This window comes from Klebsiella indica (assembly GCF_005860775.1).
Taxonomy (GTDB): domain Bacteria; phylum Pseudomonadota; class Gammaproteobacteria; order Enterobacterales; family Enterobacteriaceae; genus Klebsiella; species Klebsiella indica.
Genome location: NZ_VCHQ01000008.1, coordinates 17,488 through 43,342 on the forward strand (window position 1 = coordinate 17,488; position 25,855 = coordinate 43,342).

The 25,855-nt window shown below is 53.0% G+C and carries 19 protein-coding genes; 5 read left to right on the forward strand and 14 right to left on the reverse strand.

Features of this window, described 5'->3' with window-relative positions; genetic code table 11:
• Window positions 1–30: 30 nt before the first annotated feature.
• Window positions 31–702: a 7-carboxy-7-deazaguanine synthase QueE gene (queE, locus tag FE839_RS06655; RefSeq protein WP_138360064.1), complete on the reverse strand. Its 672-nt coding sequence runs from the start codon at window positions 700–702 to the stop codon at window positions 31–33.
• A 443-nt stretch (window positions 703–1,145) separates the two neighbouring features.
• Between queE and FE839_RS06660 the strand changes: the two genes are divergently transcribed.
• Window positions 1,146–2,255, forward strand: coding sequence for an SDR family oxidoreductase (locus FE839_RS06660; RefSeq protein WP_138360065.1), 1,110 nt, complete (start codon window positions 1,146–1,148; stop codon window positions 2,253–2,255).
• A gap of 264 nt (window positions 2,256–2,519) precedes the next feature.
• Here the strand turns inward: FE839_RS06660 and eno are convergent, their stop codons facing one another.
• The 5 genes from eno to rlmD all read right to left on the reverse strand — a co-directional run bounded on the left by eno (window position 2,520) and on the right by rlmD (window position 10,322).
• Entirely contained in the window at window positions 2,520–3,818 is a 1,299-nt protein-coding gene (eno, locus tag FE839_RS06665) for a phosphopyruvate hydratase (protein WP_138360066.1), read from the reverse strand.
• Window positions 3,819–3,898: 80 nt separating this feature from the next.
• Window positions 3,899–5,536, reverse strand: a complete 1,638-nt coding sequence (gene pyrG, locus FE839_RS06670) for a glutamine hydrolyzing CTP synthase (protein ID WP_138360067.1) — start codon at window positions 5,534–5,536, stop codon at window positions 3,899–3,901.
• Window positions 5,537–5,763: 227 nt separating this feature from the next.
• Complete coding sequence (mazG, locus tag FE839_RS06675; RefSeq protein ID WP_138360068.1) at window positions 5,764–6,555, reverse strand: nucleoside triphosphate pyrophosphohydrolase; 792 nt, start codon at window positions 6,553–6,555, stop codon at window positions 5,764–5,766.
• A gap of 110 nt (window positions 6,556–6,665) precedes the next feature.
• Complete coding sequence (relA, locus tag FE839_RS06680; RefSeq protein ID WP_138360069.1) at window positions 6,666–8,903, reverse strand: GTP diphosphokinase; 2,238 nt, start codon at window positions 8,901–8,903, stop codon at window positions 6,666–6,668.
• 63 nt (window positions 8,904–8,966) lie between these two features.
• Window positions 8,967–10,322, reverse strand: coding sequence for a 23S rRNA (uracil(1939)-C(5))-methyltransferase RlmD (gene rlmD / locus FE839_RS06685; protein ID WP_138360070.1), 1,356 nt, complete (start codon window positions 10,320–10,322; stop codon window positions 8,967–8,969).
• 122 nt (window positions 10,323–10,444) lie between these two features.
• Between rlmD and barA the strand changes: the two genes are divergently transcribed.
• Window positions 10,445–13,186, forward strand: coding sequence for a two-component sensor histidine kinase BarA (gene barA, locus FE839_RS06690; RefSeq protein ID WP_138360071.1), 2,742 nt, complete (start codon window positions 10,445–10,447; stop codon window positions 13,184–13,186).
• A 31-nt stretch (window positions 13,187–13,217) separates the two neighbouring features.
• On the opposite strand, the gene FE839_RS06695 is transcribed toward barA, so the two are convergent.
• From FE839_RS06695 to syd, 8 genes are all read right to left on the reverse strand, one after another.
• Window positions 13,218–14,357 (reverse strand): glycerate kinase, encoded by a 1,140-nt coding sequence (locus FE839_RS06695; protein WP_138360072.1) that lies wholly within the window; start codon window positions 14,355–14,357, stop codon window positions 13,218–13,220.
• A gap of 71 nt (window positions 14,358–14,428) precedes the next feature.
• On the reverse strand, window positions 14,429–15,769 hold the full coding sequence (gene gudD / locus FE839_RS06700) for a glucarate dehydratase (protein WP_138360073.1): 1,341 nt from the start codon (window positions 15,767–15,769) through the stop codon (window positions 14,429–14,431).
• A 26-nt stretch (window positions 15,770–15,795) separates the two neighbouring features.
• On the reverse strand, window positions 15,796–17,136 hold the full coding sequence (locus tag FE839_RS06705) for an enolase C-terminal domain-like protein (protein ID WP_138360074.1): 1,341 nt from the start codon (window positions 17,134–17,136) through the stop codon (window positions 15,796–15,798).
• Window positions 17,137–17,141: 5 nt separating this feature from the next.
• Complete coding sequence (gene gudP / locus FE839_RS06710; protein ID WP_138360075.1) at window positions 17,142–18,491, reverse strand: galactarate/glucarate/glycerate transporter GudP; 1,350 nt, start codon at window positions 18,489–18,491, stop codon at window positions 17,142–17,144.
• Window positions 18,492–18,976: 485 nt separating this feature from the next.
• The gene (locus FE839_RS06720) at window positions 18,977–19,420 is read right to left on the reverse strand and encodes a flavodoxin (protein ID WP_138360076.1); all 444 of its coding nucleotides are present in this window, start codon (window positions 19,418–19,420) and stop codon (window positions 18,977–18,979) included.
• A gap of 2 nt (window positions 19,421–19,422) precedes the next feature.
• Window positions 19,423–20,217 carry a tRNA pseudouridine(65) synthase TruC gene (gene truC, locus FE839_RS06725; RefSeq protein WP_138360209.1) on the reverse strand — a complete coding sequence of 265 codons (795 nt, stop codon included), beginning with the start codon at window positions 20,215–20,217 and terminating at the stop codon, window positions 19,423–19,425.
• Window positions 20,217–20,546 (reverse strand): YqcC family protein, encoded by a 330-nt coding sequence (locus FE839_RS06730; protein WP_138360077.1) that lies wholly within the window; start codon window positions 20,544–20,546, stop codon window positions 20,217–20,219. Before FE839_RS06730 ends, truC begins: the two co-directional genes overlap by 1 nt.
• A 583-nt stretch (window positions 20,547–21,129) precedes the next feature.
• Complete coding sequence (gene syd, locus FE839_RS06735; protein WP_138360078.1) at window positions 21,130–21,675, reverse strand: SecY-interacting protein; 546 nt, start codon at window positions 21,673–21,675, stop codon at window positions 21,130–21,132.
• A 69-nt stretch (window positions 21,676–21,744) separates the two neighbouring features.
• Between syd and queF the strand changes: the two genes are divergently transcribed.
• From queF to FE839_RS06750, 3 genes are all read left to right on the forward strand, one after another.
• Window positions 21,745–22,590 carry an NADPH-dependent 7-cyano-7-deazaguanine reductase QueF gene (gene queF, locus FE839_RS06740; protein ID WP_138360079.1) on the forward strand — a complete coding sequence of 282 codons (846 nt, stop codon included), beginning with the start codon at window positions 21,745–21,747 and terminating at the stop codon, window positions 22,588–22,590.
• Window positions 22,591–22,701: 111 nt separating this feature from the next.
• On the forward strand, window positions 22,702–24,069 hold the full coding sequence (gene ppnN, locus FE839_RS06745; protein ID WP_138360080.1) for a nucleotide 5'-monophosphate nucleosidase PpnN: 1,368 nt from the start codon (window positions 22,702–22,704) through the stop codon (window positions 24,067–24,069).
• A 465-nt stretch (window positions 24,070–24,534) separates the two neighbouring features.
• Entirely contained in the window at window positions 24,535–25,830 is a 1,296-nt protein-coding gene (locus FE839_RS06750) for an HAAAP family serine/threonine permease (RefSeq protein WP_138360081.1), read from the forward strand.
• Window positions 25,831–25,855: the final 25 nt, after the last annotated feature.

The following is a 25,855-nucleotide window of genomic DNA, read 5'->3' on the forward strand; positions in this document are numbered from 1 at the left end:
GAACAGTTGCAGGCCGGGAACGATTTTTTATCACGCAATATTCAGATATTTGTGCGTCTGCATTGATAAGCGCCAGTTCCGCGCGATACAGGTTTCAATACACAGGCGGGTCGCCTCTTCTTTCTGGCTGATAGGCTGCAGGGCAATGATGCGCGGCTTATCGTCGTTCAGCGTCGCCAGTAGTTCATCCAGCGCTTCAATATCACGCACGCGACCAACCGGGTGCTTGATCTCATTAGCCCGCTCCAGCGCCTGTGACAGCACATTATAGCCGCCGCGCATATTGACCTTTGGCGATACCGTCACCCAGGTATGTGGCGTACAGCGCACCTCATGGGTGCCGCTGGTTTCTATCTGGCAGCTAAAACCGTTTTGCTCCAGCAGAGAAGTTAACGGCGTTAAATCATGAATGCAGGGTTCGCCACCGGTAATCACCACATGACGTGCCGTCCAGCCCTGACGCCCAATAATCGCCAGCAGATCTTCGCCGCTTGCCGGGCCCCATTTATCGCTCTCTTTGGTCTTCGCCAGAATGCTGAACAGCGACACTTCCCGATCGGCAAGCTTATCCCAGGTATGTTTGGTATCGCACCAGGCGCAACCAACCGGGCATCCCTGTAAACGAATAAAAATGGCGGGAACGCCGGTAAAGTAACCTTCGCCTTGCAAGGTCTGGAACATCTCGTTAATCGGGTACTGCATAATCATCTCTGTCTGGGGTTATGAGCGCGCATTATCGCAGATTTACCGGCTCAGGTCTTGCCCCCGGCTGCGTTGCAGTCGGGTAAAAAATAAATAATGCCTTACCCTCACGCCGACGAGCAAACAGATCGTTATTTAATTAGCCTGATCACTCCAGCTAAAACCAGCCTCTATTCGAACGTCATTTTTGATGTAACAAAATATTTTAAGTTGTCACGATAAAAGCATAAGAAAATAGGCCAAAAGCACGACATTTCAAGAATGTACAAACTGATACATTAAATAATGAATTTCTTAATCTCGCGCAAGGTCAAATACGATCCACAGCGCCATATATATATAAATAATCTTAATAAACCGTATGTTACGGCACACTCCCATTTAATATCCGTTTAATTGTCGACGCTTAGAATCCAGTCAACCAACATAATGAGATAGCATTCATGAACACATTATTAATTACAGGTACGACCGGATTTCTGGGTGGTGCAATTTTAGAAAACGTTCTGAATCAGACCAATGAAATTAATTTGCTGCTGTTAGTTCGTGCCAATAATAATGCTGCGGCACTTCAACGGGTAAAGGAAAACCTGCGAAAATTCAATATTGCAGAAGAGAAACTGGCGGTACTCGGCGTGCAAAACATTCTGCTGGGCGATTTGGCAGCCCCGGACGTTTTTCTTGACGACCCGCGTCTGGAGCGGGTCACTCATGTTATCAATTGCGCCGCCGTTGCCTCCTTTGGCAACAACCCGTTGATCTGGAAAGTGAATGTCGAAGGAACGCTAAAATTTGCCCGAAGAATGGCCCTTGTCAGCGGCCTTCAGCGCTTTCTGCACGTGGGGACCGCAATGTCATGTTCACCAGAACCCAATTCACTGGTAGCAGAAAGCGCGGAATTTCGCGAGCACGCTGAACATCTGGTTGAGTATACGCACTCTAAATCCACGATAGAACGTCTGATGCAGCAGGAGTGCCCGACGCTACCGCTGGTTATCGCCCGTCCCTCTATTGTTGTTGGTCATACTCATCACGGCTGTCAGCCTTCCAGCAGCATCTTTTGGGTGTTCAGTATGGGTCTGATGCTGCAAAAATTTATGTGTTCTATGGAAGATCGTATTGATGTTATCCCCGTCGATTACTGCGCCGATGCGCTGCTGATGCTGCTTAATTGCCCCCTTGCCCATGGGGAGGTGGTACACATTTCGGCAGGAGAAGAAAATAGCGTGAGGTTTGCGGATATTGATAACGCCATGGCATCCGCGCTAAAACAAGCTCCGGTTGGCAACAAGTACGCTCAGGTCAGCTATGAAACGCTGGTCAACATGCGTCGTGAACTGAAGGATATCTTCGGCCCCTGCAACGAACGTCTGATGCTAAAAGCCATGCGCCTGTACGGTGCCTTCGCCACGCTCAATGTACGATTCAGCAACGACAAACTGCTCAGTATGGGGATGCCGAAACCACCACGCTTTACCGATTATATCGATCGCTGCGTGCAGACAACCCGCGGACTTTCGATTCCACAGCAAATGGCGGTGGATTTTAAGTAATCAATTTTGTCCCGACAAAAAAATGCCAGCCCGAAGGCTGGCATCAGATTGCTGACAAAGTGCGTTTTTCCGGAATTGCCCGGCGGCGCTTCGCTTGCGCGGGCCTACGAAAAACCCATAACATGATGATATTATTGGTTTTACATGCCAGGTAAGGCGATAGCCGCCACCCGGCAGAAATGCGAGCACAATATCTAAATCAGGTTTGTCATCAGCCTCATGCCAGCCCGAAGGCTGGCATTTTCATATCAGATAAAGACAGACTTATGCCTGACCTTTGATCTCTTTACGACCGTTGTACGGCGCTTTTTCACCCAACGCTTCTTCGATACGAATCAACTGGTTGTATTTAGCAACGCGGTCAGAGCGGCTCATCGAACCGGTTTTGATCTGGCCAGCAGCAGTACCTACAGCCAGGTCAGCGATGGTCGCATCTTCAGTTTCGCCTGAACGGTGAGAGATAACGGCAGTGTAGCCCGCGTCTTTCGCCATTTTGATTGCAGCCAGCGTTTCGGTCAGCGAACCGATCTGGTTGAATTTGATCAGGATGGAGTTAACGATGCCTTTCTCGATGCCTTCTTTCAGGATCTTGGTGTTGGTTACGAACAGATCGTCGCCAACCAGCTGGATTTTGTCGCCCAGCACTTTAGTCTGGTATGCGAAACCTTCCCAGTCAGACTCGTCCAGACCGTCTTCGATAGACACGATCGGGTACTGTTTAGTCAGTTCTTCGAGGAAGTGAGTGAATTCTTCAGCGGTGAACGCTTTGTTGCCTTCACCAGCCAGAACGTATTTGCCGTCTTTGTAGAACTCAGACGCTGCGCAGTCCATCGCCAGAGTGATGTCTTTGCCCAGCTCGTAACCAGCTGCTTTAACTGCTTCAGCGATAACGGCCAGAGCTTCAGCGTTGGAGCCCAGGTTCGGCGCATAGCCGCCTTCGTCACCCACCGCGGTGTTCATGCCTTTGCCTTTCAGCACTTTTGCCAGATGATGGAAAACTTCAGAACCCATACGGATGGCTTCTTTTACCGTTTTCGCGCCAACCGGCTGAATCATAAATTCCTGGATATCAACGTTGTTGTCAGCGTGTTCGCCGCCGTTGATGATGTTCATCATCGGAACCGGCATAGAGTATTTGCCCGGAGTGCCGTTCAGCTCAGCAATGTGCTCATACAGCGGCTGGCCTTTAGACGCCGCAGCAGCTTTGGCGTTAGCCAGAGAGACCGCCAGGATTGCGTTCGCACCGAAGTTAGATTTGTTTTCAGTACCGTCCAGGTCGATCATGATTTTATCAATGCCAGCCTGATCTTTGGCGTCTTTGCCAAGGATTGCCTGCGCGATCGGGCCGTTAACCGCTGCAACAGCTTTGGTTACGCCTTTACCCAGGAAACGGGATTTGTCGCCATCGCGCAGTTCCAGCGCTTCGCGGGAACCGGTAGAAGCACCTGACGGAGCGGCTGCCATACCAACGAAACCACCTTCCAGGTGTACTTCGGCTTCAACAGTCGGGTTACCACGGGAGTCGATGATTTCACGACCGATGACTTTAACGATTTTGGACATTAGGTTTTCCTCAGTACAAGTTAAACTAAAACTCCAGACAAACAATGCACCCTGATGGGTGCATTGCCGTTCTAACTCTTTTACTTCGCCTGACGCTTCTGGTACTCGCCAGCGGCTTTCACAAAGCCAGCAAACAGCGGGTGCCCATCACGCGGCGTCGAAGTAAACTCCGGATGGAACTGACAGGCAACAAACCACGGATGGTTCGGCACCTCGATGATCTCGACCAACTGATCATCCCCGGAACGGCCCGCAATGCGCAGGCCCGCATTTTCAATCGGTTTTAACAACATATTATTGACTTCGTAGCGATGACGGTGGCGCTCGGTAATGGTTGGCTCACCGTACAACTGGCGCACCAGACTATCGTCGCTGAGCTGGCACTGCTGAGCCCCAAGGCGCATTGTGCCGCCCAAATCGCTCTTCTCAGAACGCACTTCAACATTGCCTTCTTCATCACGCCATTCGGTAATCAGCGCCACAACCGGATACTTACAGTCTGGCACAAATTCCGTGGAATTAGCGTTTTCCATTCCCGCTACGTTGCGCGCAAACTCAATCAGCGCAACCTGCATACCCAGACAAATCCCCAGGTACGGAATATTGTTTTCTCGCGCATAGCGCGCAGTGGCAATCTTACCTTCAACTCCGCGATAGCCGAAGCCGCCGGGGATCAGGATAGCGTCCAGATTCTTCAGAATTTCGACGCCGCGCGTTTCAACATCCTGCGAATCGATCAGCTTGATGTTGACGGTTACGCGGTTTTTCAGACCACCGTGTTTCAGCGCTTCAATCACCGATTTATAGGCATCCGGCAGTTCAATGTACTTGCCGACCATCCCGATAGTGACTTCACCTGCCGGATTCGCTTCTTCGTAGATAACCTGTTCCCATTCGGCCAGGTTCGCTTCCGGACAGTTTAAGCTGAATCGTTTACAAATATAATCGTCCAGCCCCTGAGATTTCAACAGGCCTGGAATTTTATAAATGGAATCGACATCTTTCATCGAAATAACCGCTTTTTCCGGCACATTGCAGAACAATGCAATTTTGGCGCGTTCGTTCGCCGGAATCGCGCGATCGGAGCGGCAGACCAGGATATCAGGCTGAATACCGATGGAGAGCAGCTCTTTAACGGAGTGCTGGGTCGGTTTGGTTTTGACTTCACCCGCAGCAGCCATGTATGGCACCAGGGTTAAATGCATAAACAGCGCGTTTTCACGACCGATATCCACCGCCAACTGCCGAATCGCTTCGAGGAACGGCAGAGACTCGATATCACCTACCGTGCCGCCAATTTCGACCAGCACCACATCATGGCCTTCGCCACCCGCGAGCACGCGCTCTTTGATGGCGTTGGTGATGTGCGGAATAACCTGTACGGTCGCGCCCAGATAATCGCCACGGCGCTCTTTACGCAGAACGTCGGAATAGATACGGCCGGTTGTGAAGTTGTTGCGGCGGCTCATCTTGGTGCGAATGAAACGCTCATAGTGGCCCAGGTCCAGATCGGTTTCAGCGCCGTCTTCAGTAACGAACACTTCCCCGTGTTGGATTGGGCTCATGGTACCTGGATCGACGTTGATGTACGGATCCAGTTTCATCATGGTCACGTTAAGCCCACGGGCTTCAAGAATGGCTGCGAGGGAAGCTGCGGCAATGCCTTTACCCAGAGAGGATACGACCCCGCCGGTCACAAAAATATAGTTCGTTGTCATGCTGAACCTGAGAAGTTAGGTTTAAAAGACGATGGAATAACCAGGACGGGAAAGCAGTATACCCGATCATGACTGACGCCACAAACTTTCATTATCCCTCCTCTTCATCCGGCTCACACAAACGCGGGGAGTGAGAAAATAGCCGCTTTTGGCGAAATGTTTTTGACGTAAATCAAGCGCTTGTTATTTAAAAAATCACACAAATCGCGCTTGATCACGAAAACTCTTTAGAGATCAGTTTCCTGGCGTTTTACTTCCTGCCACACCTGCTCCATGATATCGAGGTCGACGCCGGTCATTTCCAGACCGCGCGCGGCGATAATCCGCTCAACTTCACGGAAACGTCGCTCAAATTTGAGGTTGGCTTTTTGCAGCGCGACTTCAGCTTTTACCCCCAAATGGCGGGATAAATTCACCGTCGCAAACAGCAGATCGCCCACTTCCTCTTCTAGTTTAGCGTCATCCACCACCGCCTGCTGCGCTTCGTGCATCACTTCATCCATCTCTTCATGCACTTTGTCCAGCACCGGGCCAAGGGAAGTCCAGTCAAAACCCACCGCCGAGCAGCGTCGTTGAATCTTATGCGCGCGCATCAGCGCGGGCAGACTATGGGGAATATCATCCAGCGCGGAGTGCTGTGACTTTTCCGCACGCTCAGCGCTTTTAATCTGCTCCCAACGCGCCAGTACTTCGCTGCTGTTGCCCGCGGACGCATCACCGAAAATATGCGGGTGACGGCGCTCCAGCTTGTCGCCGATCGCCGCGCAGACGTCGTTGAAATCAAAGCGTCCCTCTTCCTGCGCCATCTGAGCATAGAATACGACCTGAAACAGCAGGTCGCCCAGTTCGCCGCGAAGATCGTCGAAATCTTCCCGGGCGATAGCGTCGAGCACTTCATAGGTTTCTTCGAGGGTATAAGGCGCGATGGTCGCAAACGTCTGCTCTTTATCCCACGGACAGCCATTTTCCGGGTCGCGCAAACGTTGCATGATGCCAAGCAGGCGATCGATTTGATTCATGTGAAAATCCTGAAATTTGTCACCAACGTAGGCCTGATAAGACACGTCAGGCCTTATCAGGTAAAAAAATGCCGGATAGCGGCTGATGCGTTATCCGGCCTGGAAAGCGATTAATTACCATGCAAGCGACGCGCGTCGATCACATCCGGCACCTGGTTGAGTTTACTGAGCACGCGACCCAGTACCTGTAGATTGTAGATTTCGATGGTCATATCAATCGTTGCCAGTTGCTGTTTGGTATCGCTGCGGCTGGCAACCCCCAGCACATTGACCTTCTCATTTGCCAGAATGGTGGTGATATCCCGCAGCAGACCGCTACGGTCGTTAGCCTGGACGCGCACAACCAACGAATACCCCGCCGAGTAGCTTTCTCCCCATACCGCGTCAACAATGCGCTCCGGCGCATGAGATTGCAGCTCCGCAAGCTGTTCGCAATCCGCCCGATGCACAGAGATTCCGCGCCCCTGGGTGATAAAGCCGACAATCTCATCCCCCGGGATCGGCTGGCAGCAGCGCGCAATGTGGTGCATCAGATTACCCACACCTTCCACCACCACGCGGCCATTATCTTTGCTGCGGTTTTGCGGAGTATAGGTCTTCTGCTGCAGTTGCTTCAGCGCCGCCGCATCCTGTTCCGCCGCACTTGGCTTATTGAACTGCGCCTGCAGGAAGTTAACCATCTGATTAAGACGAATATCACCACCGCCAATCGCCGCCAGCAGCTCATCCTGATCGTTGAAGTTATAACGCGGCAGCAGGTGTTTTTCCGCATCCTTGAGGCTAATCCCCAGATGCTCAAGCTCGTCATCAAGGATCTGCCGTCCAGCCAGAATATTTTTGTCGCGATCCTGTTTGCGGAACCAGGCATGAATTTTGGAACGCCCGCGGCTGGTCGTAACGTAGCCCAGGTTCGGGTTCAGCCAGTCACGGCTTGGGTTCGGCTGCTTCTGGGTAATGATTTCAATCTGATCCCCCATTTGCAACTGATAGGTGAACGGCACAATACGCCCGCTGATTTTTGCCCCGATGCAGCGATGGCCAACATCACTGTGAATATGGTAGGCAAAATCCAGCGGCGTTGAGCCCGCCGGCAAATCCACAACATCACCCTTCGGCGTAAAAACATACACCCGGTCGTCAAAGACCTGGCTACGAACCTCATCCAGCATTTCGCCGGAATCCGCCATCTCTTCCTGCCAGGCAATCAGTTTCCGCAGCCAGGCAATACGATCTTCGTAACCTCGTCCGCCGCTGGCGCCTGCGCTGGCTCCCTCCTTGTACTTCCAGTGGGCAGCCACCCCCAGTTCGGCATCTTCATGCATCTGGCGGGTACGAATTTGAATTTCAATGGTCTTGCCGCTCGGGCCAAGTACGACAGTATGAATCGACTGATAGCCATTCGGCTTCGGATTGGCGACATAATCATCAAACTCATCCGGCAAATGACGGTAGTGAGTGTGTACGATCCCCAACGCGGCATAGCAGTCCTGCAGGCGCTCAGCGACAATACGCACCGCGCGGACATCAAACAGTTCATCAAAGGCGAGATGTTTTTTCTGCATTTTGCGCCAGATGCTGTAAATATGCTTTGGTCGCCCATAGACCTCGGCCTTAACGCCTTCGGCTTTCATCTCCGCGCGCAGCTTACCGACGAACTCGTCAATATAGTGTTCGCGATCGATACGACGCTCATGCAGCAATTTAGCGATACGCTTGTATTCCGCCGGATGCAGATAGCGGAAGCAATAATCTTCCAGCTCCCACTTAAGCTGACCAATCCCCAGACGGTTGGCCAGCGGCGCATAGATATTGGTGCACTCTTTAGCCGCCAGCACGCGCTCATCTTCCGGGGCATCCTTCACTTCACGCAGATGCGCAATACGCTCTGCCAGCTTAATCACCACGCAGCGGAAATCATCGACCATCGCCAGCAGCATGCGGCGAATGTTATCCACCTGCTCAGAAGAAACGGAATCGGTATGGGTGGCTTTAAGCTGGCGTATCGCCGCCATATCCCGCACGCCGTGAATAAGGGAAACGACGGACTTGCCCACGCTCTCCTGGAGGATCTCCTCACTGACAACGTTACCGTCCGCCAACGGGAAAAGCAGCGCGGCACGCAGCGTGTCGCTATCCATGCTCAGCATGGATAGGATTTCCACCATCTCCACGCCGCGCCATAGCAACAGCTCCGCCTGCGGGTGTCCCTGCGTTTTCTCTCGACAATAATCCCAGGTTTCGGCTAAGCGTTCACACGACTGCTGGCTGGAAATCCCCAGACTCGCGATCCATTTCTTCGGGTCAAATTCACCAGCTTTATTTAAATGTGCACTTCTTACCGCAACCATTGTCCTCTCCTTAAGGGACCAGCCTGCCGAAGTCGGCAAGCTTCAACTTTTACACTTTTTTCTTCAAACCGCATCAGCCCGGGCTTCCGCCGCCCCAATGCGATCCGAATGATTTTGTGTAAGCTCGTGCTCAAACAACACCATTGATTCCAGATGGCCGGTATGTGGAAACATATCCAGCATTGCCAGGCGCTGAATTTTATATCCCGCCTGCAATAAAACGTCGCTATCGCGTGCCAGCGTCGCCGGGTTACAGGAAACATACACCACCCGACGCGGCGCTAACTTTATAATATGTAACATTACGCCCGGCGCACCGGCGCGCGCCGGGTCGAGCAACACTTTATCAAACCCATGCTTCGCCCACGCCTGGCGGGTAACATCTTCTTCCAGATTTTCATGAAAGAAAGTCACATTTCGCAATCCATTCAGCGCCGCATTCTCTCGCCCCTTCTCCACCAGTGAGGGAACGCCTTCAACGCCGACAACCTGCGCCGCCCGCTTCGCCAGCGGCAGGGTAAAGTTGCCCATTCCGCAAAACAGATCCAGCACCCGATCCTGCGGCTGAATATCAAGCCACGCCAGCGCCGTGCGCACCATCAGTTGGTTAACGCCATCGTTCACCTGGATAAAATCGCGCGGACTGAACACTAAGCGTAGACCGTCCGATGTGTACCAGGGATTCTCCCCGCGAATATGTTCCAGTATTTCGCTCTGCGGGGCGAGATACAGCGCAAGCCCGTGGGATTGCGAAAAGCGTTCCAATTTTTCTTTATCTGTCGCCGGGAGCGAAGCGGTGTGACGCAACACCATCAGCGGGCCGTTATCCGCCTGGACCAGTTCAACATGCCCGAGTAGACGAACCCCCTGTAGACCTGACAGGCATTCACGCACCGCAGGCAGCAATGCACCAAGTTCAGGCGCCAGTACAGGGCATTGCACCACATCGACAATTTCATTTGAATTAGCCTTGCGGAAGCCTACCTGTAATTGTTGGGTCCTTGACTGATAATTCAAGCTCAGACGCGCCCGCCGACGATAGCCCCACGGCGCCCCGGCGATAATCTCATCAACATCCCGCTTCATTAGTCTGGCCAGCGCAGCGCGTTTGCTCTGCTGCTGCAACGCAATGCTGGCATGCTGTTGCTGGCATCCGCCGCATACGCCAAAATGCGGGCAGCGCGGAGTCTGCCGCTGTGGACTATCGCTAAGACGGCGTTTAACCTGAGCGTGGGCATACTGTTTTTTCTCGTCGACCAGCACAACGTCGGCCTGCTCTTGCGGCAATAATCCGGGAATAAATAATGTTTTACCCTGGTGACGCGCAACACCCTGGCCAAAAGGGTCAAGGTCATTTACCGTAACAGGTATGATCTGGCGCGTCGTCACACGCCGTTTTGCAGAGTAGAATTGCGCCATCGTAGAGATATGTCTCAATTAAAGATATTGACTCAAAATATGCGTTCCTTCAGGTTGCGACACACCAGCTACACGCTCGCCGCCTGAAGAATGATATGTCTATTCTCCCATAATGGAACCGCATGACCAACTACAGCCTTCGTGCCCGCATGATGATGCTTATTCTGGCGCCGACCGTCCTGATCGGTTTGCTGCTCAGTATTTTTTTCGTCGCACACCGCTATAACGATCTACAGCGCCAGCTTGAAGATGCCGGAGCCAGTATTATCGAACCACTGGCGGTCTCCAGCGAATATGGCATGAATTTGCAAAACCGCGAGTCAATCGGACAGTTAATCAGCGTGCTACATCGCCGCCATTCCGAAATTGTACGGGCCATTTCCATTTATGACTCGCACAACAGGCTGTTTGTCACCTCCAACTTTCAGCTCGATCCCGGTGAGCTTCAGTTGCCGGAAGGTACCCCCTTCCCCCGCCATTTAAGCGTTACTCGCCATGATGATTTGATGATTTTACGCACCCCTATTGTCTCAGAAAGCTATTCACCGGATGAATCACCGGAGAGTGACGCTAAGATGCCGGATAATATGCTGGGCTATGTGGCGCTTGAACTGGATCTTAAATCGGTACGATTACAGCAATATAAAGAGATTTTCATCTCCAGCGTGATGATGCTGTTCTGTATCGGTATCGCGCTGATCTTCGGCTGGCGGCTGATGCGTGACGTCACCGGGCCAATTCGTAATATGGTCAATACCGTTGATCGTATTCGTCGCGGGCAGCTTGATAGCCGCGTTGAAGGCTTTATGCTCGGTGAGCTGGATATGCTAAAAAACGGCATTAACTCCATGGCGATGTCGCTGGCGGCCTACCATGAGGAGATGCAGCATAACGTCGATCAGGCGACGTCCGATCTGCGTGAAACCCTTGAGCAGATGGAGATCCAGAACGTTGAGCTGGATCTGGCGAAAAAACGCGCACAGGAAGCGGCGCGGATTAAATCCGAATTCCTCGCCAATATGTCCCATGAGCTGCGTACCCCGCTTAACGGGGTTATTGGTTTTACGCGTCTGGCGCTGAAAACCGATTTAAATACCACCCAGCGCGATCATCTCACAACGATTGAGCGTTCAGCGAACAATCTGTTGGCCATCATTAACGATGTTCTGGACTTCTCTAAGCTTGAAGCCGGAAAGCTCATTCTCGAAAGTATTCCGTTCCTGCTGCGCAATTCACTGGATGAAGTGGTCACGCTGCTGGCGCACTCGGCGCATGATAAAGGACTGGAACTGACGCTGAGCATCAAAAATGATGTGCCGGATAATGTGATTGGCGACCCGCTGCGCCTGCAGCAAATTATTACCAACCTCATCGGTAACGCCATCAAGTTCACTGAACACGGCAATATAGACGTACGGGTAGAACAGCGCGATATCAGCAACTCAAGAGTGCAAATTGAAGTACAGATCCACGATACCGGCATCGGTATTCCTGAACGCGACCAATCACGCCTGTTTCAGGCATTCCGCCAGGCGGACGCCAGTATTTCCCGTCGTCATGGTGGTACCGGTCTGGGGCTGGTCATCACCCAGCGCCTGGTAAGAGAGATGGGCGGAGATATCTCCTTCCATAGCCAGCCGAATCGCGGTTCAACATTCTGGTTCCATATCAGTCTCGATCTCAATCCTAACGCGGTTCCCGACAGCGTATCGACCGACTGTCTGGAGGGAAAGAAGCTAGCCTATATTGAAGCGAATACGGTAGCGGCGCAGTGTACGATGGAGCTACTGGAAACCACGCCGCTGAAGGTGGCCTACTTCCCGACCCTGGCCTCTCTACCGGATGCTCATTACGATATTCTGTTGGTCGGTATTCCGGTATCAATACGCGATCTGAATCAGCACCGCGATAAGCTGGAAAGAGCCTGTACGCTAGCCGACCATCTGCTGCTGGCGCTACCGTGCCACGCTCAGGTAAGTGCCGAAGCGCTGAAGCATAATGGCATCGCAGCGTGTTTACTCAAACCCCTGACCTCAACGCGTTTGCTTCCTGCGTTGATGGCCTCATGCCTGGCGCAATCCACAATCCTGCCAGCGCGTTCAGAGAGTAAAAAACTGCCGATGACGGTGATGGCGGTGGATGACAATCCAGCGAATCTTAAGCTTATCGGCGCACTACTGGAAGACCTGGTTCAGCACGTCATCCTGTGTGATAACGGGCAGCACGCCGTCGAACGAGCCAGGGACGCGCAGCAGGATCTGATTCTGATGGATATTCAAATGCCGGATATGGACGGTATCCGCGCCTGCGAACTGATTCACCAGATTCCTCATCAGCAACACACGCCGGTGATCGCCGTAACGGCACACGCGCTGGAAGGACAGCGGGAGAAATTACTGAGCGCGGGAATGAACGATTATCTGGCGAAGCCTATTGAGGAAGATAAACTCTACAGCCTGTTGCTTCGCTACCAGCCGGGAAAGCATACGGCGACACACACCAGCGAAATGCCCATTAATGATAATGTCACTCTTGACTGGCAACTGGCGCTGCGCCAGTCAGCGATGAAGCCGGACCTGGCGCGGGAAATGCTACAAATGCTTATCGCTTTTATGCCGGAAGTCCGTAATACGGTAGAGGAGCAACTGGTCGGTGAACATCCGGAAGGCTTGCTGGATTTGATTCATAAACTCCACGGCAGCTGTAGCTACAGCGGCGTGCCGCGGCTGAAAAAAATATGTCAGACCATCGAGAGGCAACTGCGCGCTGGCACCGCTGCCGAAGCGCTGGAACCCGAGCTTCTGGAACTGCTGGATGAGATGAATAACGTCACACGAGAAGGGTGTAAGCTGACGGGAATGTAAAACCCCGGCCAGACGTTCGGCCGGGGAAAACTTATAACATTTGCCCCATTTTCAGTACCGAGGCGACGTTTCTTGCCGTCATACGCACGTTGTCAGCCGCGTTTTCCAGCGCCTCATTAAGCGTACAAATAGCGTAAATGACGCTGAAAACAGCGTCCAGGCCATGCTGATGCACCACGCCGACATCCGCGGTCAGGCTTCCGGCAATCCCAATCACGGGGATATCATAGCGTTTTGCCACTCTCGCCACGCCAACCGGAACTTTTCCGTGAATAGTCTGGCTATCAATACGCCCTTCACCGGTAATCACCAGATCCGCATCAGCCACCACATCAACAAGATGTAAAGCGTCAGTCACAATCTCGATGCCGGGACGCAGTTTCGCCCCGCAAAAGGCATACAATCCCGCGCCCATACCACCCGCCGCACCGCCGCCTTCAAGATTCAACACATCAACATCTAAGTCGCGATAGATAATCCCGGCAAAGTGAGCCAACCCCTTATCCAGGCTAACGATCATCTCCGCCGTTGCGCCTTTTTGCGGCCCAAATACCGCCGTCGCGCCTTGCGGCCCCGTCAGCGGGTTGGTGACATCACAGGCAACGTCAATACGACATCCGCCCAGACGTGGATCAAGCCCGCTAACATCAATGCGCGCCAGATTATCCAGTGCGCCGCCGCCAGGGGCAATTTGCTGATTGTCTTTAGTCAACAGCTTTGCGCCCAGCGCCTGCACCATTCCTGCGCCGCCGTCGTTAGTCGCACTGCCGCCGATACCGATAATGATCTGCTTAACGCCTGCGTCCAGGGCGTGACGAATAAGCTCACCGGTTCCCCACGACGTGGTTAACAGCGGATTACGTTGCGCTGCGGGTACGCTTTCCAGGCCGCTTGCTGCCGCCATTTCGATAAAAGCGCACTGCTTATCGCCCGAAAGCCCATAAAAAGCCGCCACCGGTTCACCAAGCGGCCCCGTAACGGTAACCGCAACCCGATATCCCTGCGTGGCGGCCACCATGGCTTCAACAGTCCCTTCGCCGCCATCAGCAACCGGCAGTTTGATATATTCCGCGTCGGGATAAATCTCCCGGAAACCCTGCTCTATCGCAGTTGCAACATCCAGTGCACTCAGGCTCTCCTTGTATGAATCAGGCGCGATCACGATCTTCATAAGCTGTCCTTAAAATGAGCATTTACCCCACACCGCGGAAAAAAACCGGCCCCGCAGGGACCGGCATGTCCTTAGCGCACCATGCACGGACGTTTATTATCATACGTCCAGTTCGGGATCAGGTACTGCATCCCCATGGCATCATCGCGCGCGCCGAGACCGTGTTTCTGATACAGCTCGTGGGCTTTCATTACCTGGTCCATATCGATCTCTACGCCCAGACCGGGTTTCGCCGGAACCTGAACCATCCCGCCTTTGATTTCAAACGGTTCTTTAGTCAAACGCTGGTTGCCTTCCTGCCAGATCCAGTGAGTATCAATAGCGGTGATCTTGCCCGGAGCCGCCGCTGCCACGTGAGTAAACATTGCCAGCGAAATATCAAAGTGATTGTTAGAGTGCGAGCCCCAGGTCAGACCGAACTCGTGACACATCTGCGCCACCCGGACGGAACCCTGCATAGTCCAGAAGTGCGGATCCGCCAGTGGAATATCCACGGACTGCAGCGACAACGTATGCCCCATCTGACGCCAGTCGGTGGCAATCATGTTGGTCGCCGTCGGCAGCCCGGTGGCGCGACGGAATTCAGCCATCACTTCACGCCCGGAGAAACCCTGCTCGGCGCCGCAAGGATCTTCCGCATAGGCCAGGGCGCCTTTCAGATATTTGCCGATTTTGATCGCTTCATTCAGCGACCAGGCGCCGTTTGGATCCAGCGTCACGCGCGCCTGCGGGAAGCGTTTCGCCAGCGCGACAATTGATTCCGCTTCTTCTTCCCCGGCCAGCACGCCGCCTTTCAGTTTAAAGTCATTAAAACCATACTTCTCATATGCCGCTTCCGCCAGGCGAACAACCGCATCTGGCGTCATCGCTTCCTCGTGACGCAGACGATACCAGTCGCACTTCTCATCCGGCTGGCTCTGGTAGGGCAGCGGCGTCGCTTTACGATTGCCAACGAAGAACAGGTAGCCCAGCATTTCTACTTCACTACGCTGCTGACCCTCTCCTAACAGTGACGCCACGTTCACGCCCAGATGCTGCCCCAGCAGATCAAGCATTGCCGCTTCAATCCCGGTCACCACATGAATAGTGGTACGCAGATCGAAGGTCTGCAAACCGCGACCGCCCGCATCGCGATCGGCAAACGTATTGCGCACGGCGCTCAGTACGTTTTTATATTCCCCCAGCGTCTTACCTGCTACAAGCGGGATGGCATCCTCCAGAGTCTTACGGATTTTCTCGCCACCGGGAATTTCGCCAACGCCAGTATGACCAGCGTTATCTTTCATCACCACAATATTACGCGTGAAGAACGGGGCGTGCGCGCCGCTCAGGTTCATTAGCATACTGTCGTGGCCTGCAACCGGAATCACCTGCATGGAGGTCACAACCGGGGTAGTAAATTGTGTGCTCATAATTCGGTCCTTATTAAATTACACAATCAGTGACGGCCGAAAACGGGACGTTTACGGTCAAAAGTCCAGCCAGGGATCAGGTACTGCATCGGGCCTGCGTCATTGCGCGCGCCGCCGGGCAGTTTTTTATACGCTTCATGCGCTTTGTTAACCTGCTCCCAGTCGAGTTCGACGCCGAGACCTGGCGCATCCGGCACGGCAATTTTTCCGCTCTTAATTTCCAGCGGCTGCTTCGTCAGGCGGCAATCGCCCTCCTGCCAGATCCAGTGGGTGTCAATCGCCGTGGGCTTACCCGGCGCAGCCGCACCGACGTGAGTGAACATGGCCAGCGAAATATCAAAGTGGTTATTAGAGTGGCAGCCCCAGGTCAGGCCCCAGTCATCGCACAGTTGCGCCACGCGCACCGCGCCGGAGAGCGTCCAGAAGTGCGGATCGGCCAGCGGAATATCCACCGCGTTTAGCATCACCGCATGGCCCATTTCGCGCCAGTTGGTGGCAATCATGTTGGTCGCCACCGGTAACCCCGTCGCACGGCGGAACTCAGACATCACTTCGCGGCCTGAAAAACCCTGTTCGGCGCCGCACGGATCTTCAGCATACGTGAGTACATCATTCAGCCCTTTGCACAGGGAGATGGCTTCATCGAGCAACCAGGCGCCGTTAGGATCGACCGTAATACGCGCATCCGGGAAACGTTTTTTCAGCGCGCGGGCGGTTTCGATTTCCTGCTCGCCGGGAAGCACACCGCCTTTCAGTTTAAAATCTTTAAAGCCGTAGCGATCCTGTGAGGCTTCCGCCAGACGTACCACCGCGTCACTGTTCAGCGCCTCCTGATGACGCAGACGATACCACTCATGATTGCCCGGCGTGCTCTCCAGGTAGGGCAGATCGGTCTTTGTACGATCGCCCACATAGAAGAGATAGCCCAGAACGGTGACCGCATCACGTTGCTTACCCGGGCCTAACAGTTCGCAGACCGGCACGTTAAGCGCTTTGCCCAGCAAATCCAGTAGCGCGGCTTCCAGCGCCGCGACCGCATTCACCCGTAGCTCAAAGGTCCAGGCGCCTTTACCAAAGGTGTCAAAGTCAGCGGCCTGGTTGCCTTTATGCACCTGCTGAACCACTTTATTCAGGCGAGCAACTTCCTGACCTAAAACCATCGGGATCGCATCCACCAACGTCTGATATATCACCTCGCCGCCCGGCGCTTCACCAACGCCGGTATTCCCGGCGTTATCAGTAAGCACCACGATATTGCGGGTAAAATAGGCGTTATGCGCGCCGCCGATGTTAAGTAACATGCTGTCGTGCCCGGCCACCGGAATGACCTTCATATCAGTAATAACGGGACTCGATTGGGTTGTCATTATCCTTATCCTCTGACAGGTTTCAGTTCAACGCGTTTAATATCACCCACCAGCACCAGATAGCTCAGTACCGCAACCAGCGCATGAACGCCGACATAGACCAGCGCACCTTTAAACGAGCCCGTGGCGCCAACGATATAGCCAATCGCAATTGGCGTGACGATGCCGGAGATATTGCCGAACATATTAAACAGACCGCCGCTCAGGCCGCTGATCTCTTTCGGCGCAGTATCCGCCATCACCGCCCAGCCCAGCGCACCGATACCTTTACCGAAGAAGGCCAGCGCCATAAAACCGATGACCATCCACTCAGCGCTAACGTAGTTACAAAACACCATCACCATCGACAACAGCATGCCCATGACAATTGGCGTTTTACGCGCAATATTTAACGAACCTGTCCGGCGCATCAACCAGTCGGAAATGATCCCGCCAAGTACGCCGCCCGCGAAGCCACAGATGGCCGGAACCGAAGCGATAAAACCCGCTTTCAGAATCGACATGCCGCGCGCCTGCACCAGATAGACCGGGAACCAGGTAATAAAAAAGTAGGTCAGGGCGTTGATACAGTACTGGCCGATATACACGCCAATCATCATGCGTGACCCCAGTAGTTGTTTGATTTGCCCCCACTTCACACTGAACGGCACTTTCGTTTTCGCGCCGGGCTGATCCATATTGATCAGCGCGCCGCCCGCGGCGATATACTCCAGTTCCTTTTGGTTTACGCCTGGATGCTGGTTAGGTTCATGAATGACTTTCATCCAGATAAAGCTGATAATGATCCCGAGACCGCCCATAAAGAAGAACACGTGCGACCAGCCCACCGCATGGGTCAACCACCCCATGATCGGCGCGAAGATAACGGTGGCAAAGTATTGCGCGGAGTTAAAGATAGCGACCGCCGTTCCCCTCTCCTGCGCCGGGAACCATGCCGCCACGATACGGCTGTTTCCGGGGAAGGAAGGCGCCTCGGCTAACCCTACGAGGAAACGCAGGGTAAATAGCGCGACGATAATGCCGAAGCCGTTAAAGATATCAACAAAGCCCTGCAGCAAAGTGAACATGGACCAGACAAAAATGGACCAGAAGTAGACGCGTTTTGAACCAAAGCGGTCAAGTAACCAGCCGCCTGGGATCTGACCAATAACATAGGCCCATGAAAACGCAGAGAAGACGTAGCCCATACCAACCGCATCGAGGCCAATATCTTTGGCCATCTCCGAACCGGCAATGGATAACGTGGCGCGGTCACCATAGTTGAAGGATGTGACGATAAACAACATCACCACTATCCAGTAGCGAGCATTGGTGCGCTTTTCAGCGCCGCTCGCCGCTTGACTTAATGAACTCATTGTTGCACTCCTGAATCATAGCGTTAGCTACATTCATTCTGAACAGCACAACCTGTAGGGTACTCAGAATGACGTGTGGGTGTTTTTTCATAATTTTCGTTATATCTGGCACTGCATTGTCACTGGCAGGAAAAGTATAAAAAGAGGGGCGAGTTGGCTCACCGTGCAAATACACAGCTTTTGCGGCGATGATTAATCTGATTTGTGGCTTATGCCTGAGAGGATGGGGGATAGTTCACGGAAATGAAAAGCCGCGCCTGGTCAGGGGTGAAAAAAACGACGCAAACGACAGGAGTGTGAATTAACTCTCTTGACCCGGTGAAATAGCCCGGAAAAGGCCCTGCTATCGAAGCGGTTTTAAGGCAAACGCCTGAAGCTGATAGGGTGAAAAATTGTTACACTCTTTTTGACCGTTAATCCGGCTACTGGCATTGAAAATGCGTGAAAAGAGACGCCCTCTGCGTAGGGAGAGGGCGAAACTTTAATTAATCCAGCAGCGTCGCCCACTGCTCTACCCAGGGGTTCGAGACGCTTTCAGGCTCCGGGTGTTCGCTGGCGTCAATTTTTAGCATGTCGCCAACGCGCGTGCCGCCCTGCTCCTGCAATAACGCATCAAACTTCAGGCCGCCGCCGCAAAAGTTGGCGTAAGTGCTATCGCCAAGGGCGATAATGCCATAGCGCAAATGCGGCTGGTACATATCTTTGATACCTTCGTACAACGGCACAATATTATCCGGTAAATCCCCCTGCCCGGTGGTTGATGTCACGACCAGCGCATATTTCCCGGTATATGATTCCCAGTCATTGACCTCCGGATCTTCAAAGACCGTCGCCTGATGTCCCAGTCCACTCAGAACGGCCTGCGCCTCTTCGGCGACCAGCAGTGAATTTCCATACATCGTGCCGACAAAAATGCCAACTTCTGCCATGACTATCTCCCTGAATTAACCTGACTCTCTTCATCCTGACCGCAGTCGCCGACAAACTCAACCCTTTCAATTAGCGGGAGAAGGCCGCGCCAGCCAAACTGCGACAGCGCGCGCATCCAGATATCATCCAGACCGGCGCGAATCACCAGCGGCTCGCCGGTAAAGGGATGCGTTAATGAGAGCTGGCTGGCATGGAGCATCAGCCGTTCACAGCCAAAATGTTCCGCCGCGCTGCGATTCTGCCGCAGATCGCCATGCTTACTATCGCCGATAATCGGATGACGAAGATGAGCGAGATGGCGGCGTAGCTGATGTTTACGTCCGGTTTTCGGCTCCAGTTCCACCAGACTATAGCGAGTGGTGGGATAACGCCCGGTCGCGACCGGCATGTCTACCGTCGCCAGGCCGCGGTAATGGGTCACCGCTGGCTGTGGACCTTTATCTCCACGGGCGAATTTATCGGCGATTTTATCCAGCTCTTCAACCAACGGGTAATCAAGCACCGCCTCTTCGTTCAGCCAGCCGCGGACTATCGCATGATAACGTTTCTGCATTTGATGCTGTTCGAACTGCTGCGCGAGCAACCTACCCGCTTCGCTCGACAACCCCATCAACAGCACACCGGAGGTTGGACGATCGAGGCGATGAGCGGTGAACACGTGCTGGCCTATCTGATCGCGCACGGTCTGCATCACCACCACTTTTTCATCACGATCCAGCCAGCTACGATGCACCAGCCAGCCTGAAGGTTTGTTCACCGCCACCAGCCACGCGTCCTGATACAGGATCTCCAGCATCACGCTTCGCCGCCAGAAAACAGCGCATCCAGCCGTACCAGTTCAGCCAGTATCTTCTCACGCAACGGGTGAGTATTATCCAGAGCCATTTCATAATAAGGCGCGACAGCGAAGTTCTGCGGCAGCGGCTGTTCGTTTTCCAGAAGCTGGCTCATACGCGGGATTAATACCCACTGCAGCCACTCCAGTGGCGCCATGGTATCGAGACAGAACGGTTGCTCGCTGGCGAAAGCGCGGCGATCGGGCGCATTATCCTGCCAGTGTTCCGTTGCGCGCAGCAGCGCCTCAATGGCGTGCAGACGTTCGCGCACGCGATGGTGAAGAGTCATGGGAAACCTCGATGAGTGGTAAACCGGCGCAGGATAGCAAACTCAGAAGAGAAATAAAAAAAGGGAGCACTGTATCAACAGTGCTCCCGGTTCGTTTGGCAGCAATCCAGCTACATTGGTGCTCCCTGCTCGTCCTTGAAAACTTTTCCTGGGGTCTCCTGACCATGTTCATCCATAAACTTATGCGTCCTGCTTCCACACCACCCCGATGTGAAATAACTCATCCATAAGTTCGTCCTGATCGTCCTGATCCACCGAACGTCCTGAGCGGCTCTCGTTCTCCCTCCTGGAGGTGTCCCTTAACGCCATCCCGGCGGGTCCTGTAGAAGCGTCATCATCCTGATGTTCGCTTCTTTTCGCGACTTCCTGTCGACGTATATAGAATCTCTGATTCCGCTTCGTCTTACAACCCTTGTTAAGACAATACCTTAAGATTTATCGCCGGTTGGGCAAATGGAAAAATAGATAACAATTTGAATAATATCAATTTTATCAAAACAACGATGCCAGAGGAGCGGTTTAAATAATGCCGATCTCTTACACATCTTGTAAGAGATCTCTCACAAAGGTTCAGGCACGGTGATTACAGAAATGGCTTAAGTTGATTAAGAAAACTCACGAGTGAAGGAGAAAGTGTTGTTCTTCTGCGGGTGCCAAGCGTCTCTTTAATCACTTCACCGCTGATATTGCACACCGAAATCACCTCCAGTTCACTCTCCAGCGTGGCGATAAACAACGTGGGTGACAGCTTCAAACGCTTTTGCACGACCAGATGACCAATGAGGTTCTCCTGCATTCGCTGAAAATCATCCGGATTCCAGCTTTGCAGCAATGTCATGGTTTCATCGGCAAAACAGGCCTGCATATCACCGGCAAACTGGGTGGTATAATAAGAATGAAGCGCTTGTTGTACCACAATCTCCAGCGCCCGTTCAACCGCGTTAATATTTTGCGCTAAAGAAAACGGTTGCGGCTGCCAGAAAACGCCGTTCCCTTCCGTGCTGCTGATGCACGGAGACGGTATGCCGTAAAGCTCTTCGCTACGCGGCAGGGTGGAGTACCGCTGCTGCCATGCTTCGCAATAACGTTGGGTAAATGCTTGTAGCGCTTCTGCGGTTTGCTGCTCCACCGGTTTCTCTCTTCATGTCAGACAGGATACACTTGGCATATAGTGTAACCGCTTTGACGATGGTGAAACATGTCTTCTTACGATAATCATCAGGCGCTGTCTGGCCTGACGCTCGGTAAATCAACCGATTACCGCGATACCTACGATGCCAGCCTGCTTCAGGGCGTACCGCGTAGCCTGAATCGCGAGCCGCTGGATCTGCACGCTGATAACCTGCCGTTTCACGGCGCCGATATCTGGACGCTATATGAACTTTCATGGCTGAATGCCAAAGGCCTGCCGCAGGTCGCCGTTGGCCATGTTGAAATAAGCGACACCAGCGTAAATCTGGTGGAGTCAAAAAGCTTCAAGCTCTATCTCAATAGTTTTAACCAGACACGCTTTGCCGACTGGCAGAACGTTCAGGAAACACTGGCGCACGATCTCAGCGCCTGTGCACAGGGCGAGGTCAAGGTGTCTCTTTATCGCCTCACTGAACTGGAAGGACAGCCAATAGCGCCCCTGCACGGTACCTGCATCGACGATCAGGACATTGAAATCGATAACTATCAGTTCAGCGCCGACTACCTGCAAGGTGCCGCTTCCGGCAAGGTGGTCGAAGAGACGCTGGTCAGCCATCTACTGAAGTCCAACTGCCTGATAACTCACCAGCCTGACTGGGGCTCAATACAAATCCAGTATCGCGGGGCGGCAATCGATCGCCAAAGGCTGCTACGCTACCTGGTGTCATTCCGTCACCACAACGAGTTTCACGAACAGTGCGTGGAACGGATTTTCAACGATATTCAGCGTTTCTGCCAGCCGGAATCCCTTTCCGTTTATGCGCGCTACACGCGACGCGGCGGCCTGGACATCAACCCGTGGCGCAGTAACACCGAATTTGCTCCGGCTATCGGTCGCCTCGCCCGTCAATAGTAAACATTCTTACAATTTGCGTGCGTTAACGCGCGCGCAAAGTTGTGAAAACGCCGTCAGCAGGGCTATTGTAATCACAGGAAGACGATAATGGTCCTGTAAGGAGTTCACTTGATTACACATGTTAGCCCGCTTGGTTCAATGGATATGCTGTCACAGCTGGAAGTGGATATGCTTAAACGCACCGCCAGCAGTGACTTGTATCAACTCTTTCGCAACTGCTCACTTGCTGTGCTCAACTCAGGTAGTCTGACCGATAACAGCAAAGAGCTTCTGTCTCGTTTTGAAAACTTCGATATTAACGTGCTGCGCCGCGAACGCGGCGTGAAGCTGGAACTGATCAACCCGCCAGAAGACGCCTTCGTTGACGGGCGAATTATCCGTTCCCTGCAGGCCAACCTGTTTGCTGTACTGCGCGATATCCTGTTCGTCTACGGTCAGATCCACAACACCGTTCGCTTCACGAATCTCGACTTAGAAAGCTCGGTTCATATCACTAACCTTGTATTTTCTATTCTGCGTAACGCCCGCGCCCTGCACGTCGGCGAAGCGCCAAATATGGTTGTCTGCTGGGGCGGCCATTCAATTAATGAAAACGAATATCTGTATGCCCGCCGGGTCGGCACACACCTGGGCCTGCGCGAACTGAATATCTGTACTGGCTGTGGGCCGGGTGCGATGGAAGCGCCAATGAAAGGCGCCGCTGTCGGCCACGCGCAGCAGCGTTACAGAGACAGCCGCTTTATCGGTATGACCGAGCCATCCATTATTGCCGCCGAGCCGCCAAATCCGCTGGTGAACGAACTGATCATCATGCCGGATATCGAAAAACGCCTTGAGGCGTTTGTGCGTATCGCCCACGGCATCATTATCTTCCCGGGAGGGGTGGGGACTGCGGAAGAACTGCTCTATCTGTTGGGCATTTTAATGCATCCGTCAAACAAGTCCCAGGTCCTGCCGCTGATCCTGACAGGGCCAAAAGAGAGCGCCGATTATTTCTGCGTGCTGGATGAGTTTATTGTGCATACCCTGGGTGAATCCGCCCGTCGTCACTATCGCATTATTATTGACGATGCCGCGGAAGTTGCGCGTCAGATGAAAAAGGCGATGCCGCTGGTGAAAGAGAACCGCCGCGAATCCGGCGACGCCTACAGCTTCAACTGGTCGATGCGTATTGCCCCTGATCTGCAAATGCCGTTCGATCCAACCCACGAAAATATGGCTAATCTCAAGCTATACCCGGATCAGCCCGCGGAAATACTGGCTGCGGATCTGCGTCGCGCTTTCTCCGGTATCGTCGCTGGTAATGTGAAAGAGGTGGGTATCCAGGCTATTGAAAAGTTCGGCCCCTACAAAATTCATGGTGACGCAGAAATGATGCGCCGCATGGATAATCTGCTACAGGGCTTTGTTGCCCAGCATCGAATGAAGTTACCAGGCGGTACCGCCTATATCCCTTGCTACGAAATCTGCTCCTGAATGCTCTTTTCTTCTTCTCCCGGGCGGCGGATAACGCCTTGCCCGGGCTCTCCATCGCCGCTTCATCTGTAGCACTTTCCACACAGAGCGCCGCCGCTTAATAGCCAATACTGAGTATCACAAAAATATCACTAGAAAAAATGTATTTAAGCGGAAAACAGCATATTTTTACGCCCGGCCCCCACTGTCACATTAGTCATTATTCTTCCATATACTGTAAATAATCATTCTTACATCACAAATATCTCACATATAAAAATAAACAGGCTATTGAACTAAAAATGACCACATTAAAAGCGAATTATGGTATTTGAGATCGCGATCACTGTCACATTCACCATATAAATGTATCTTCCCGCCCCGCTCACCACGTACAAAATATTAAAAAATACGCAAACAAAGACATTTAATATCACTAAATAATTTTAATTCATTATATTTTATTGATTTATCCAGGAGATACAGATGGAAACCACTCAAACCAGCGCCATCGTTTCGGATGCCATCCCGACTCGTAGCGGGTGGCGTAAGACAGATACCATGTGGATGTTGGGACTGTACGGCACCGCTATCGGCGCAGGCGTACTGTTTCTGCCAATCAACGCTGGCGTGGGCGGGATGATCCCACTGATCATTATGGCGATTCTGGCCTTCCCGATGACCTTTTTCGCCCATCGTGGTATGACCCGCTTTGTGCTGTCCGGTAAAAATCCGGGAGAAGATATCACCGAAGTGGTAGAAGAGCACTTCGGGGTTGGTGCGGGCAAGCTGATTACGCTGCTCTACTTCTTCGCCATCTACCCGATTTTGCTGGTGTATAGCGTAGCGATCACTAACACCGTTGAAACCTTCATGGCTCACCAGTTGCACATGACGCCGCCGCCGCGTGCAATACTTTCCCTGATTCTGATTGTCGGCATGATGACTATCGTGCGCTTCGGCGAACAGATGATTGTTAAAGCAATGAGCGTGCTGGTGTTCCCGTTCGTTGTCGCGCTGATGATTCTGGCGCTGTATCTGATTCCGCAATGGAACGGCGCGGCGCTGGAAACGCTGTCGCTGAACAGCGCCTCCGCAACCGGTAATGGCCTCTTAATGACCCTGTGGCTGGCTATTCCTGTCATGGTGTTCTCCTTTAACCACTCGCCGATTATCTCCTCCTTCGCCGTGGCAAAGCGCGACGAGTACGGCCTGGGCGCGGAAAAGAAATGTTCCGCTATTCTCGCACGTGCGCACATCATGATGGTGCTGACCGTGATGTTCTTCGTCTTCAGTTGCGTGCTGAGCCTCTCTCCGGCAGACCTGGCGGCGGCGAAAGAACAGAACATTTCTATTCTGTCTTACCTGGCGAACCACTTTAACGCGCCGGTCATCGCCTGGATGGCACCGATCATCGCGATGATCGCCATCACCAAATCCTTCCTCGGCCACTACCTGGGTGCCCGAGAAGGCTTTAACGGTATGGTGGTTAAGTCCCTGCGCAGTAAAGGAAAGTCCATAGAAATCAACAGACTGAACAAACTCACCGCCCTGTTTATGCTGATCACCACCTGGATTGTGGCGACGCTGAACCCAAGTATTCTCGGGATGATTGAAAGCCTCGGTGGCCCGATTATCGCGATGATCCTGTTCCTGATGCCAATGTATGCCATCCAGAAAGTCCCGGCGATGCGCAAATACAGCGGCCACATCAGCAACGTTTTCGTGGTACTGATGGGCCTGATTGCCATCTCCGCGATTTTCTACTCTCTGTTCAACTGAGTTTTGTCGCGCCGCTTTCCTGTGG